The following is a 14,177-nucleotide window of genomic DNA, read 5'->3' on the forward strand; positions in this document are numbered from 1 at the left end:
TTCGTCATGCATGCCACCTTGCGCCTGCTCACCCTGCCCGCCCTGGCCCTGCTTACGGCCTGCGCCCATCAATCCGGCACGCTGGAATTGAAGAAGGACCGGCAGTGCCCGCTGACGCTGAACAAGGGCCAGCAACTGATTCTCAGCCTGCCCAGCAACCCCACCACCGGCTTTCGCTGGGAAGTCCGTGATGGCGCGGCGAACGTGCTGCAAAGCCTCGGCCCCGAGGTATACAGCAATCCCGAAGACGCCGGACTGGTGGGCGCTGGCGGTATTTCCACCTGGCGCTTCACCGCGCGCGAGCCAGGCGAAGGTCGCCTGCTGCTGACCTACCAGCAACCGTGGGAGCAGAACGTGCCACCGGCAGAAACCTTCGAGTGCGAACTGCGGGTGAAGTGACGAAGGCTGATTCTGTGGGAGGGGCTTTAGCCGCGACGACTCGAAATCAGTCGCCGCTGAAGCGCCTCCCGTAGGGCGGGTGCAACCCGCCACCTATTCATGGCGGGTTGCACCCGCCCTACAGGCTTAGACGAGGAGCGGCTTCAGCCGCGAATGCCAAGCTCAGCTCTTGAGCCGGTAACCGGTCTTGAAGATCCAGCCCACCAGCAGGATGCACAGCGCCAGGAAACCCAGCACCATGGCCAGGCTGACACCGACGTTGACGTCCGACACGCCGTAGAAGCTCCAGCGGAAGGCGCTGATCAGGTACACCACCGGGTTGAACAAGGTCACCGTCTGCCAGGCTGGCGGTAGCATGCTGATGGAGTAGAAGGCGCCGCCGAGGAAGGTCAGCGGCGTGACGATCAGCGCCGGAACGATCTGCAGCTTCTCCCAGCCATCGGCCCATACGCCGATGATGAAACCGAACAGGCTGAAGGTCAGCGCGGTCAGCACCAGGAACGCCGCCATCCAGATGGGATGCTGAATCTCGAAATCGACGAACAGCCTGGCGGTGAGCAGGATAATCAGGCCGAGGATCACCGACTTGGTCGCCGCCGCGCCGACATAGCCGATCAGAATCTCCAGATAGGACACTGGTGCCGACAGCAGCTCGTAGATGCTCCCCGAGTACTTGGGCATGTAGATGCCGAACGAGGCGTTGGAAATGCTCTCGGTCAGCAGTGCCAGCATGATCAGACCCGGAATGATGAAGGCACCATAACTGACGCCCTGCACCTGGGTCATGCTCGAACCGATGGCCGAGCCGAACACCACGAAATACAGCGAGGTGCTGATCACCGGCGTGGCGATGCTCTGCAGCAGGGTGCGCCAGGTGCGCGCCAGCTCGAACAGGTAGATGGCCTTGATGGCGTACAGGTTCATGCGCAAATCTCCATTTCAGGGCGCTGAGAGGCGTAGCGAGCGAAGGTCAGGCAAGGCGAAGTCAGGCGAGGCCGCGGAGTGTACGCGTTGTACATGAGCAGGCCGAGCCTGACTTCAACGCAGCCTGGGCGAGCGCAGTAGCGTCTCATCGGCCTGAGACCAGTGACACGAAAATCTCCTCCAGCGAACTCTGGCTCGACTGCAGATCCTTGAAGTCGATGCCGTGCTGAGCCAGGTCGCGCAGCAGTTCGGCGATGCCGGTGTTCTCGTGCTGGGCATCGAAAGTGAACACCAGGGCATGGCCCTGATCGGCCAGCTCCAGGCCATAGCGCGCCAGCTCGGCCGGCACGCAGGACAGCGGCTGCTGCAGGTGCAGGGTCAGCTGCTTCTTGCCCAGCTTGTGCATCAGTACCTGCTTGTCTTCCACCAAGATGATGCGGCCTTTGCTGATTACCCCGATGCGATCGGCCATCTCCTCGGCCTCCTCGATGTAGTGGGTGGTCAGAATGATGGTCACGCCACGCTCGCGCAGGCGCCTGACCATGTTCCACATGTCGCGGCGCAGTTCCACGTCGACGCCAGCGGTAGGCTCGTCAAGGAAGAGAATCTGCGGCTCGTGGGAGAGCGCCTTGGCGATCATCACCCGGCGCTTCATGCCGCCGGACAGCTCCATGATCTTGGCGTTGCGCTTGTCCCACAGCGACAGGTCCTTGAGCAGTTGCTCCAGGTAGGCCGGGTCGGGCTTCTTGCCGAACAGGCCACGACTGAACTTGACCGTCGCCCAGACGGTTTCGAACACATCGCTGACCAGTTCCTGTGGTACCAGGCCGATCTGCGAGCGGGCAGCACGGTAGTCACGGACGATGTCCTTGCCACCGACCAGCACCCTGCCCTCACCCGGATTGACGATGCCGCAGATGATGCTGATCAGGGTGGTCTTGCCGGCGCCGTTGGGGCCGAGCAAGGCGAATATCTCGCCCTGGCGAATGTCCAGGTCGATGCCTTGCAGGGCCGGATGCCCGGACGCATAGATCTTGTTCAGTTGCGAAATGGAGATGACCGACTGCACGGTGAGAGTCCTTGCCTGCGGAAAACATCACAGTTTACAGGGCATGAGGCACCGACATCAGCGCACAGGAGAAAAAACGGCGCACTTGTGGTGCGCCGGGGATGCTGCAGGTGAGGTAAGAAGCGATCACGGCGCTTGTGACGTCGTGACGATAGGCCAGGCTGCAGATGCCGCACGGCGTATTCAGCGGCCTTTCATGAATGCACACGAAGCCGTAGGGCGGGTGAAACCCGCCGCCTTGGTTGGCGGGTTGCACCCGCCCTACAACGGAGTCACTAACCTGCCGGTGGCGATGAAGGCGCGCAGGTTGTCCAGCACCAGATCGGCCATCTGCTGGCGCGTCTCGACACTGGCGCTACCGACGTGCGGCAGCAGCACCACGTTGTCCAGTTCACGCAACGCTGCCGGTACCTGGGGTTCGCGCTCGAAAACATCCAGCCCAGCACCACCGATTACCTTCTGCTGCAGTGCAGCGATCAGCGCCGCTTCATCGACCACCGAACCGCGCGCCACATTGATCAGAAAACCATCCGGACCAAGTGCTTCGAGCACCTCGGCGTTGATCAGATGATGGGTGGCCTTGCCGCCCGGGCAGGTCAGCACCAGGAAATCCGCCCAGCGCGCCAACGCCAGCAGATCCGGCTCGTGCTGGTAAGGACTGCCCTCGACCGCACGGCGATTGTGGTAACGCACCGGCATGGAGAAACCCGAGGCACGCAGTGCCACCGCCTCGCCGATGCGGCCGAGACCGACGATACCCAGGCGCTTGCCGCTGACCCGTCGCGCCAGCGGGAAACCCGTGGTGCTGTTCCAGGCGCCGCTGCGCACGAAGCGATCCGCCTCGGACAGGCGCCGAGCGCTGTCGATCATCAGGCCCATTGCCAGGTCGGCCACGCAGTCGTTGAGCACGTCCGGCGTGGTGCTGAGCACGATGCCGCGATCCCGCAGCAGCTCCAACGGATAGGGATCGTAGCCGACACCGAAACTGCAGATGGCGCGCAGATTCGGCAGCAGCGCCAACTGCTCAGCCGTGCAGCCGAAGCGTGCCGAGGACACCATGTAGATGAACTGCTCGCCCTGTTCCCGCAGGAACGTCAGCGGCTCGGCCTGTTGCCACAGCGCACTGACCTCGTATTGCTCAGCCAGCTCGCGGTTGAAACGCTCGCTCAGCGGGCCGATCTGCAGCACCTTGGGTTTGCTCATTGTTCCTCCTGTCTCGACTGTACGACTTACCAGGCTGTTGAAAAACTACCTGCGTTGCCATTGCTGCGTTAAATACAGGCTCGTGCGCGAGTCCGATCAAAATGCTCATTTACAGCTCGTAAACTCCGCTTTTTCGCCTGTATTTGCGGGGCCGCCATCGGTATTGCACTGGCTGCCTCGCCTACGTTTATCAACGGCCTGTTACAGCAATTTGCCCGGATTCATCAGCCCGGCCGGATCCAGCACCTGCTTGACGCGGGCCATCAACTCCAGTTCCAACGGCGCCTTGTAGTGCTGCGCGGCCAAACGCTTGGACTGGCCCAGGCCATGTTCGGCGCTGATGCTACCGGCATAGTGCAAGGTCTGGTCGTAGATCACGTGCATGATCGCTTCGGCCTGCGCCTTGAACGCGGCATCCTCGGCGCCGATGGGCTTGCTGATGTTGTAGTGCAGGTTGCCGTCGCCGACGTGCCCGTAGGCCACGATGCGCACACCGGGAAACGCCTGCTGCAATGCGGCATCGGTACGCGCGATGAAGTCGGGAATACGGCTGACCGGCACACTGATGTCGTGCTTGAGGCTCGGCCCCTCATGATTCTGCGCCTCCGAGATGCCCTCGCGCAGTGCCCACAAGGCGCGCACCTGGGCGTCGCTGGCGGCGACCACGGCATCCAGCGCCACGCCCTGCTCGAAGGCGGTGCCGAGGCCCTGCTCGAGCAGTTCGTTCAAGGGCGCGTTGGGCTGGGTATCGCTCAGCTCGATCAGTACGTACCAGGGGTGCGCGTCGGCGAAGGGATCGCTGACGCCGGTGACATGGCGCAGGACGAACTCGACGCTCTGTCGCGACATCAGCTCGAAGCCGGTCAGGCGGTCGCCGCACAGGCTGCGCATCTGCCCGATCAACTCGACGGCTGCCTGCGGGCTGGGCAGAGCCACCCAGGCGGTGGTCAGGCTGCGCACGGCGGGAAACAACTTGAGCACGGCGGCGGTGATGATGCCCAGCGTACCCTCACTGCCGATGAACAGGTGCTTCAGATCGTAGCCGGTATTGTCCTTGCGCAGCCCGCGCAGGCCATCCCAGATGCGCCCATCGGGCATCACCACTTCCAGGCCCAGGGCCAGGTCGCGCATGTTGCCGTAGCGCAGTACCGCGGTGCCGCCGGCATTGGTCGCCAGGTTGCCGCCGACCGTGCAGCTACCCTCGGCGCCCAGCGACAGCGGGAACAGCCTGCCGACCTCGGCGGCGGCCTCCTGCAACTGCTGCAGGATCACCCCCGCTTCGACGGTGATGGTTTCATTTCCCACGTCCACTGCGCGGATGCGCTTCATACGTGTCAGCGACAGCACGATCTGCGCTCCGCTGTCGTCCGGGATCGAGCCGCCGCACAGGCCGGTATTGCCACCTTGCGGCACCAGCGCGACGCCGGCCTGCGCGCACAGACGCACCACCGCAGCAACCTCCTCGGTCGAAGCCGGACGCAGCACTGCGGCCGCCTGACCACGGTAGGCGCCGCGCCAGTCGCTCAGGTAGCTCTGCATGCGCTCGGCGTCAGTGATCAGGCCAGCCTCGCCGACCACCTCGCGCAGCGCCTGGAGCAGATCATCGGACAGGCCACTCATCTCAGGTCACCGGCGCCGGGTTGAACAGCACCAGATCGTTGTGCAGGCGCAGGTGCTCGGCGCAGGTCTGCTTGCGACCGCTGGCCACGTCCAGGTAGAGCTGGAAGATGTGCCAGCCCATTTCTTCCAGCGTCATGCGCCCGGAGACGATCTGCCCGGCGTCGACGTCGATCAGATCCGGCCAACGTTCGGCCAATTGAGTGCGTGTGGCCACCTTGATCACCGGCACCATGGACAGACCATAGGGCGTGCCACGACCGGTGGTGAAGATGTGCAGGTTCATGCCCGCCGCCAATTGCAGGGTGCCGCAGATGAAGTCGCTGGCTGGCGTGGCGCAGAACCACAGGCCCTTGCCACGAATGCGCTCGCCCGGCGCAACGACGCCGGCAATCGGGCTGTTGCCGGACTTGGCGATGGAACCCATGGCCTTTTCGACGATGTTGTTCAGCCCGCCCTTCTTGTTGCCCGGCGTGGTGTTGGCACTGCGGTCGGCCATGCCGCGCGCCAGGTAGCGGTCGTACCAGTCCATCTCGCGGATCAGCGCATCGGCCACCTCGACCGTGGCCGCACGCGGCGTGAGCAGGTGGATGCCGTCACGCACTTCGGTGTTCTCGGAGAACATCACGGTGGCGCCGGCACGCACCAGCAGGTCGGCGGCCACGCCGAGCGCCGGGTTGGCGGTGATCCCGGAGAAGGCATCACTGCCGCCGCACTGCATGCCAACCACCAGCTCGGAAGCCGGTACGGTCTCGCGACGACGCAGATCGAGCACCTTCAGGCGCTCCTCGATCATGCCCATGATCTGCTCGACCATGCCGGTGAAGCCGGTGCCGGAATCCTGCAGGCGGAACAGCCAGTCTTCCTCGTCCATGCCGTTGGTGAGCACATCGCCATCCATCAACTGGCTGGCCTGCAGCTTCTCGCAGCCGAGGCTGATCACCAGCGCCTGGCCACCGAGGTTGGGGTTGCGGCTGATGTTATAGAGGGTGCGGATCGGCACCACGGCGTCCAGCGCGTTGATCGCCACGCCGCAGCCGTAGCTGTGCGACAGCGCCACTACGTCGTCGACGTTAGGGTATTTGGGCAGCACTTCCTTGCGCACGCGCTCGACCACATGATCGAGCACGCCGACCACGCACTGCACGGTGGTGGTCACGCCGAGGATATTGCGCGTGCCGACGCTGCCGTCCGGGTTGCGAAAGCCCTCGAAGGTGTAGCCTTCCAGCGGCTCGCCGGGTGCGGCCTTGAGGGTCGCCTTGGGCAGGTTGTCCAGCAGCGGCGGTTCGGGCATGCGCAGCACCTGCTCGGTGACCCAACTGCCGGCGGCGATGGATTTGAGCGCATAGCCGATGACCTCGCCATAACGCACCACCTCGCCGCCTTCGGCGATATCCACCAGCGCCACCTTGTGGCTCTGTGGAATGCCTTCGATAGCCGTCAGGCCATCGTCGAACTGGCCACCCGCGGCGACACCCTGATCATTGACCACCACGCCGACGTTGTCGCTCGGGTGCAGGCGGATGTAACGGGGCGAATCCTGATGGGGAATCAACTGCATGACGCTTGCTCCTGTTGTGCGTTCAGGAAACCGAGCCAGACGTGGCGCCCAGCTCGATCCTGTGAATACGGCCGACGATCAGGCCGAAGCTCACGACCGCCAGCAGGGCATTGAGGCCGACATAGGCCAATGCCCCATCGAATGATCCGGTACGGCTGACCAAGTAGCCGATGACGATGGGCGTGGTGATCGCCGCCAGGTTGCCAAAGGTGTTGAACAGGCCGCCAGACAGGCCAAGGATCTGCCGTGGCGAGGTGTCGGCCACCAGCGTCCAGCCCAGCGAGCCGAGGCCCTTGCCAAAGAAGGCCAGGGCCATCAACGCCACCACTGCCGTGTCGCTGTCGACGTAGATGCACAGCACCACGGCGCTCGACAGCAGCAGGCCGAACACCATCGGCAGCTTGCGCGCCAGAGTCAGCGAGTGGCCGCGACGCAGCATGCCGTCGGACAGCAGCCCGCCGAGCACACCACCGACGCACCCGCTGATGGCCGGCAAGGCGGCGGCGAAACCGGCGCCAAGGATGCTCATGCCACGCGCTTGCACCAGGTAAACCGGAAACCAGGTGAGAAAGAAGTAAGTAATGGCGTTGTTGCAGTACTGACCAAGGTAGATGCCGATCATCGTGCGTTGGCGCAGCAGCAGGCCCAGGTAGCCCCACTGCGAACCGCCACTGCCACCACGCAGCCCTTCCAGATCGATCAGCGCCCCGCCCTGTTCCAGATGGGCCAGCTCGGCTGCACCAATACGCGGGTGCTGACGCGGGCCGTGCAGTTGCTTGAGCCAGACGAACGACAGCGCCAGACCGAGGCAACCGAGCACGATGAACACCGACTGCCAACCCAGGGTTTGCACCACCCAGCCCATCAACGGTGCGAACAACGCGGTGGCGGCGTACTGCGCCGAACTGGAGATGGCCGTGGCGGTAGCGCGCTCGGCGGTGGGAAACCAGGAAGCGGTGATCCGCGCATTACCGGGAAAGCACGGCGCGCTGGCAAAGCCCACCAGCAGCCGCAGCAGAAACATCGAGGTTACCGCCCAGGTTGTCGGCAGCCAGCCGACGAAGCCTTGCAGCAGGGTCAGCACCGACCAGACGAACAGCGCCAGGGTATACACCGGCTTGGTACCGAAGCGGTCGAACAGCCAACCGCCCGGTATCTGCCCGATCACATAGGCCCAGCCAAATGCCGAGAAGATATAGCCAAGCGTCACCGCGTCGATGCCCAGGCCAGCCTGCATCGCCGAACCGGCGACCGACAGACTGGAGCGATCGGCGAAGGTGATGGTGGTGACCAGAAACAGCATCAGCAGAATGCTGTAGCGCACACGACCCGGTTTGGCATCTGGCATCGGCAAGGCTCGTGAGACAGAAGGAAAGGCTGAGCCCGTAGGCCGCGGCGAACACCCCGTAGGGTGGGCTTCAGCCCACCGGTTGTAGTCAAGGTGGGCTAAAGCCCACCCTACGGGACCGCAAGATCACGGAACGGCGTCAGGCCAGGCTCAACGCACCAGGCAGGGCTTCTTGTTATTGAAGGTCCAGCCCGGAATCAGGTACTGCATGGCCACCGCGTCGTCGCGCGCGCCCAGGCCCTTGGCCTGGTACAGCTCGTGCGCCTTGGCCAGCGCATCCCAGTCCAACTCGACGCCGAGGCCCGGCGTTTTCGGCACCTGCACCAGACCACCTTCGATACGCAGCGGGTTACGCGTCAGGTACTGGCCGTCCTGCCAGATCCAGTGGGTATCGATGGCGGTCACGCGCCCCGGCGCCGCAGCGGCGACGTGGGTGAACATGGCCAGGGAGATGTCGAAGTGGTTGTTCGAATGCGAGCCCCAGGTCAGGCCCCAGTCGTTGCACATCTGCGCCACACGCACGGAACCGGCCATGGTCCAGAAATGCGGGTCGGCCAGCGGGATATCCACCGATTGCAGGGAGATGGTGTGGCCCATCTGCCGCCAGTCGGTCGCGATCATGTTGGTCGCGGTGGGCAGACCGGTGGCACGGCGGAACTCGGCCATCACTTCACGACCGGAGTAGCCGTTCTCGGCGCCGCAGGGGTCTTCGGCATAGGCCAGCACGCCATGCAGGTCGCGGCACAAGGCGATGGCCTGGTCCAGCGACCAGCCGCCATTGGGGTCGAGCGTCACACGAGCGTTCGGGAAGCGCGCGGCCAGGGCACGAATCGCCTCGACTTCGGCCTCGCCATGCAGCACACCGCCCTTGAGCTTGAAGTCATTGAAGCCGTAGCGCGCATGCGCGGCCTCGGCCTGGCGGACGATGGTTTCCGGAGTCAGCGCAGTCTGGTTGCGCACACGCTCCCAGGTGTCATCGGCATCGCGCTCATCGCGGTAGCCGAGATCGGTCTTGTCCTTGTCACCGACGAAGAACAGATAACCGAGCATTTCCACCGCATCGCGCTGCTGGCCTTCGCCAAGCAGTGCAGCCACCGGCACACCGAGGTGCTGGCCGAGCAGGTCGAGCAACGCCGACTCCAACGCAGTGACGGCATGGATGGTGATGCGCAGGTCGAAGGTCTGCAGGCCACGACCGCCGGAATCGCGATCAGCGAAGGCGCGGCGTACCTGATTGAGCAATGCGTTGTAGTTGCCGACCGGCTGGCCGACAAGGATCGAGCGAGCGTCTTCGAGGGTCTTGCGAATGCCCTCGCCGCCGGGGACTTCGCCGACACCGACATGGCCGGCGCTGTCCTTGAGAATGAGGATGTTGCGGGTGAAATACGGGCCGTGGGCTCCGCTCAGGTTGAGCAGCATGCTGTCTTGACCGGCGACCGGTACGACTTGCAGCTCGGTGATCAGCGGAGTGCCGACAGCGGCAGGAATCTGTGAAGTCATGAGCGTTACCCTGTTGTTCTTATGCGGGTTCGACAATGGTTCAACGCGGTCGCGCCCGGCCTGCCGGAGCGCGACTGGGCCGCTCGCCGAAGCGAGCGGCCACCTGCGGTGTTACTGCGCGCCTTGCGCTTCGATCAGCTTGGCCAGGGCTTCGTACTCGTCCGGCAGCAGATCGGTCAGTGGCGCACGTACCGGGCCGGCATCGTAACCGACGATCTTGGCACCGGCCTTGACGATGCTCACGGCATAACCGGCCTTGCGGTTGCGGATGTCCAGGTACGGCAGGAAGAAATCGTCGATCAGTTTGCCAACGGTGGCGTGATCTTCCGCGGCGATGGCGCGGTAAAAGGCCATGGCGGTTTTCGGGATGAAGTTGAACACGGCCGAGGAGTAGACCGGTACACCCAGGGCCCTGTAGGCCGCAGCGTAGACTTCAGCGGTCGGCAGGCCGCCGAGGTAGGTCAGACGCTCGCCCAGGCGGCGACGGATCGACACCATCAGCTCGATGTCGCCCAGGCCGTCCTTGTAGCCGATCAGGTTCGGGCAGCGCTCGGCCAGTTGCTCCAGCAGGGTGGCATTGAGGCGGCAGACGTTGCGGTTGTAGATCACCACGCCGATCTTCACCGACTTGCACACCTGCTCGACATGGGCGGCGACGCCGTCCTGAGAGGCTTCGGTCAGGTAGTGCGGCAGCAGCAGCAGGCCCTTGGCGCCCAGGCGCTCGGCTTCCTGCGCCATCTGGATGGCCACGCGGGTCGGGCCGCCGACACCAGCCAGGATAGGCACGGACTTCTCGCAGGTATCTACGGCAGTCTTGATCACGGCGCTGTATTCGTCCGGCGCCAGGGAGAAGAACTCGCCAGTACCGCCGGCAGCGAACAGAGCGGAAGCACCGTAAGGCGCCAGCCACTCGAGGCGGCGTACGTAGCCAGCCGGGTTGAAATCACCGGCAGCATCGAAGTCGGTCACCGGGAAAGACAGCAGACCAGAGGAGAGGATGGACTTAAGTTCTTGTGGATTCATTATGCGAACACCCTAGTAAAGCGAGTTGTGAGGAATAGCGTCAGCCGCAGCTGTAGAGATACGTTATCGTACAACAACAAAAAAAACACCAGTTTTTATATCGTCCGTTCGTCGAAGATTTACCCGCCCTCGCCCGCCTCGCCGGAAAACCGCAACACAAGCGCAAAGCTCAGACTAGAGCAGGCTCCATGATCACGCCAGAAGAAATGGCAGCGCAATCATCATTAGCCATGAGCAGCGTTGACAGGTCAGGAACAGGCTGGTACTAATTTCACCAAGTCATACGACAACCTATGACATTCCAATAAAAACAAACGAGGCCAGGTCATGTCACAGACCTTCACTGCCGCTACCTGCTGCCAACGTGCGCATCGCCACATCGCTGTGCGCACTCGCCAGAACAGCACAGCCTGCACTGGCTTCGTTGCCATCTTTGCTCACGCTCTCATCCATTGCAGCGCGGATCGCCTGATGATCCCGGTGCACGACTGAACCGTACCTTCGCCATTGCGGCCGAGGGCCGCACCAAGTCTGGAGCCCCTGCCAAGATGTACGAAGCCTCCCGCAACAGCACACCTCAGATAGTCGAGATGCAGGTCATCCCGGTAGCCGGCCATGACAGCATGTTGTTCAACCTGTGTGGCGCCCACGCCCCCTACTTCACCCGCAATCTGGTGCTGCTCAAGGACAATGCCGGGCGCATCGGCTGTGGCGAGGTTCCCGGTGGCGAAGGCATCCGCCAGGCACTGGAACGCTGCCGCGAGCTGGTGATCGGCCAACCGGTCGGCCGCTACAACCGCGTGCTCAATAGCCTGCGCCAGGCCATCGCCGGGCCGGCCAAAGGGCCTCAGACCACCCAGCATCAGGTCACATCCGAATCCGAAGCACGCGTGCTCAAGCAGCCCCACGAGATCAACCTGCGCCTGGACAACGTGATCACCGCGGTCGAGGCTGCCCTGCTCGATCTGCTCGGCCAGCACCTCGACGTGCCAGTGGCCGAACTGCTCGGTAGCGGCCAGCAACGCGATCATGTGCCGATGCTCGCCTACCTCTTCTATATAGGTGAGCGCCAGCGCACCGACCTGCCTTACCTCGCCGGCAAAGGTTCGGCGGACGACTGGTATCACCTGCGCCATCAGGCCGCGATGACACCGCAGGCCATCGCCCGCCTGGCCGAGGCCGCCCATGCACGCTACGGCTTCAGCGACTTCAAGCTCAAGGGCGGCGTGATGCATGGCGCCGAGGAGATGGACGCGATCCGCGCGATCAAGGCGCGCTTCCCCGATGCGCGCGTCACCCTCGACCCCAACGGCGCCTGGTCGCTGGATGAAGCCATCGCCCTGTGCCAGGGCCAGAACCATGTGCTGGCCTACGCCGAAGACCCTTGCGGCCCGGAGAACGGCTATTCCGGCCGCGAGATCATGGCCGAGTTCAAGCGTGCCACCGGCATTCCTACCGCCACCAACATGGTCGCCACCGACTGGCGGCAAATGGGTCACTCGCTGCGCCTCGAGGCGGTGGACATTCCACTGGCCGACCCGCACTTCTGGACCATGCAGGGCGCCGTACGTCTCGGTCAGGTGTGCGAGGAATTCGGCCTGACCTGGGGCTCGCATTCGAACAACCACTTCGACATTTCCCTGGCCATGTTCACCCATGCCGCCGCGGCCGTACCAGGCCGCGTCACCGCCATCGACACCCACTGGATTTGGCAGGAAGGCGAAGAGCGCCTGACTCGCGAGCCGCTGCAGATCATCGGCGGCCAGGTAGAGGTCCCCAACAAGCCCGGCCTCGGCATCGAGCCGGACATGCAGCGGATCATGGCCGCTCACGAGCTTTACAAGAAGGTGGCCAACGGCGCGCGTGACGACGCCATGGCCATGCAGTACCTGGTTCCGGGTTGGCAGTACGACCCGAAACGTCCCAGCCTCGGCCGCGACTGACTCACGCGGCTTTTATCCAACCCCGGAGTATTCCAATGAAAAAAACATTCCGCGCCTCCCTCCTTTCTGCCCTGGTCGGCATGGGTGCCCTGGCCACTCATTCCGCCACCTTCGCCGATGAGGTCAAATGGCCGACTCGTCCGGTGCAGGTCGTGGTGATCGCCAACCCCGGCGGCGACACCGATTTCAACGCCCGCATGATGGCCAAGTACTTCAACGAGATCACCGGCAAGACCATGGTGGTGACCAACGTCGCTGGCGGCGGTGGCACCCTGGCGGCCGAACAGGTCAAGGGCGCGGCGGCGGATGGCAACACCATCCTCTTCACCCATCCGGGCCAGTTGATCGTCAACGAAGTGGCTGGTTTGACCGAAGATAGCTACGAGACCTTCGATGTCGCCTGCATCGCTGGCGTCGACAAGAGCACCGTATTCGTCGCTTCCAAGCAGTCCGGCGTGACCAGCATGCAGGACTTGGTGGACAAGTCGAAAGCCAATCCCGGCAGCATAACCTACGGCACCGAGATGGGCAGCTTCTCGCACATCCAGGGCCTGATGCTGGAGAAACTCACCGGCGCCAAACTGAAGATGGTTGACGGTGGCACCGTATCCGATCGCGTGGTCGGCATGCTCGGTGGTCGTCTGGACATGGGCGCCATCACCTATGGTTCCGTACAGGACTATGTGCAGGGCGGGCAAATGGTCGCCCTGGGCCAGCCCAACGACGAACGCAACACCATGCTCGGCGAGGTCCCGACCCTCAAGGAGCAAGGCCTCGACATCACCATGGACAAGCCCTACGTAGTGGCCTTCCCGAAAGGCACCGACCCGGCGATCGTGAAGAAGATGTCTGACATCATGCAGCAGATCACTGAGAAACCTGCTTACGCCGAAGACCTGAAGAAATTCAAGCAACCGGTCGCGTTCTACGGCACCGAAGAGGCCAAGCAGATTCTGGCCAAGACCCGCGAAGACTTCATGCAGTTCAAGGATGAGCTGCGTAAGGCCAAGTAAGCCATAACGCAGCGCCGGCCCAAGCGATTCGGGCCGGCGCTGCGCCTCAGAACATCGAGGTACACGATGAACACCCTGAACAAGAAAGAACTGATCATCGGCATTGCCATGCTCGGCGCCAGCCTTACCTACCTGGTCCTGGCACAACAACTACCTGGGCATGACGGTGTCGATGCGGCCACGGTGCCGAAACTGCTGGCCGGATTTCTGTCTCTGCTTGGCCTGATGCAACTGGTCAGCGCCTTTGCCAAACCCAAGGTTGCCGCCGAACCCGCAAGTCCGGTGCCGACAGAAGCTGAAGACCGACCGGCTGAAGTCATAGAACCCAAGACCGTCCTCAAGACTCTCGGCCTGATCCTCGGCTACATGGCCCTGCTCGGCCCTGTGGGCTTCCCGATCATGACCGTGGTTTACCTCTATCTGCAGTTCCTCGTGCTGACGCCGGTAAACCAGAAAGCCAGACATCTGACCTATCTGCTGATCGCCGTTATCTGCTCTGCGCTCATTTTCCTGCTGTTCCGCGAGGCCTTCGACCTGTTGCTGCCCGCTGGCCTGCTGAACAACTACATCTGAGGAT

General features: G+C 63.3%; 12 protein-coding genes. 4 read left to right on the plus strand and 8 right to left on the minus strand.

Annotation, left to right across the window (positions count from 1 at the left end):
* The first annotated feature begins 6 nt into the window (after positions 1-6).
* Entirely contained in the window at positions 7-399 is a 393-nt protein-coding gene (locus tag BLS08_RS08975) for a protease inhibitor I42 family protein (RefSeq protein ID WP_017678011.1), read from the plus strand.
* 162 nt (positions 400-561) lie between these two features.
* On the opposite strand, the gene BLS08_RS08980 is transcribed toward BLS08_RS08975, so the two are convergent.
* The 8 genes from BLS08_RS08980 to kdgD all read right to left on the minus strand — a co-directional run bounded on the left by BLS08_RS08980 (position 562) and on the right by kdgD (position 10,644).
* Entirely contained in the window at positions 562-1,323 is a 762-nt protein-coding gene (locus tag BLS08_RS08980; protein WP_017678012.1) for an ABC transporter permease, read from the minus strand.
* Between the two features lie 145 nt (positions 1,324-1,468).
* A complete protein-coding gene (locus tag BLS08_RS08985; RefSeq protein WP_017678013.1) occupies positions 1,469-2,392 on the minus strand; it encodes an ABC transporter ATP-binding protein in 924 nt (307 codons plus the stop codon).
* A 261-nt stretch (positions 2,393-2,653) separates the two neighbouring features.
* Positions 2,654-3,595, minus strand: a complete 942-nt coding sequence (locus tag BLS08_RS08990) for a 2-hydroxyacid dehydrogenase (protein ID WP_017678014.1) — start codon at positions 3,593-3,595, stop codon at positions 2,654-2,656.
* Between the two features lie 201 nt (positions 3,596-3,796).
* Complete coding sequence (locus BLS08_RS08995; RefSeq protein WP_017678015.1) at positions 3,797-5,215, minus strand: FAD-binding oxidoreductase; 1,419 nt, start codon at positions 5,213-5,215, stop codon at positions 3,797-3,799.
* A gap of 1 nt (position 5,216) precedes the next feature.
* The gene (gene garD, locus BLS08_RS09000) at positions 5,217-6,773 is read right to left on the minus strand and encodes a galactarate dehydratase (RefSeq protein WP_017678016.1); all 1,557 of its coding nucleotides are present in this window, start codon (positions 6,771-6,773) and stop codon (positions 5,217-5,219) included.
* A 22-nt stretch (positions 6,774-6,795) separates the two neighbouring features.
* Positions 6,796-8,121: an MFS transporter gene (locus BLS08_RS09005; protein ID WP_017678017.1), complete on the minus strand. Its 1,326-nt coding sequence runs from the start codon at positions 8,119-8,121 to the stop codon at positions 6,796-6,798.
* Positions 8,122-8,271: 150 nt separating this feature from the next.
* The gene (gene gudD / locus BLS08_RS09010; RefSeq protein ID WP_017678018.1) at positions 8,272-9,621 is read right to left on the minus strand and encodes a glucarate dehydratase; all 1,350 of its coding nucleotides are present in this window, start codon (positions 9,619-9,621) and stop codon (positions 8,272-8,274) included.
* A 111-nt stretch (positions 9,622-9,732) separates the two neighbouring features.
* Positions 9,733-10,644 carry a 5-dehydro-4-deoxyglucarate dehydratase gene (kdgD, locus tag BLS08_RS09015; RefSeq protein ID WP_017678019.1) on the minus strand — a complete coding sequence of 304 codons (912 nt, stop codon included), beginning with the start codon at positions 10,642-10,644 and terminating at the stop codon, positions 9,733-9,735.
* A 548-nt stretch (positions 10,645-11,192) separates the two neighbouring features.
* Between kdgD and BLS08_RS09020 the strand changes: the two genes are divergently transcribed.
* The 3 genes from BLS08_RS09020 to BLS08_RS09030 all read left to right on the plus strand — a co-directional run bounded on the left by BLS08_RS09020 (position 11,193) and on the right by BLS08_RS09030 (position 14,173).
* Positions 11,193-12,587, plus strand: coding sequence for an enolase C-terminal domain-like protein (locus BLS08_RS09020; RefSeq protein WP_017678021.1), 1,395 nt, complete (start codon positions 11,193-11,195; stop codon positions 12,585-12,587).
* A gap of 35 nt (positions 12,588-12,622) precedes the next feature.
* Positions 12,623-13,600 carry a tripartite tricarboxylate transporter substrate binding protein gene (locus BLS08_RS09025; RefSeq protein WP_017678022.1) on the plus strand — a complete coding sequence of 326 codons (978 nt, stop codon included), beginning with the start codon at positions 12,623-12,625 and terminating at the stop codon, positions 13,598-13,600.
* 66 nt (positions 13,601-13,666) lie between these two features.
* On the plus strand, positions 13,667-14,173 hold the full coding sequence (locus BLS08_RS09030) for a tripartite tricarboxylate transporter TctB family protein (protein WP_017678023.1): 507 nt from the start codon (positions 13,667-13,669) through the stop codon (positions 14,171-14,173).
* Positions 14,174-14,177: the final 4 nt, after the last annotated feature.

Origin of the sequence: Ectopseudomonas chengduensis, from assembly GCF_900102635.1 — a bacterium.
GTDB lineage: Bacteria > Pseudomonadota > Gammaproteobacteria > Pseudomonadales > Pseudomonadaceae > Aquipseudomonas > Aquipseudomonas chengduensis.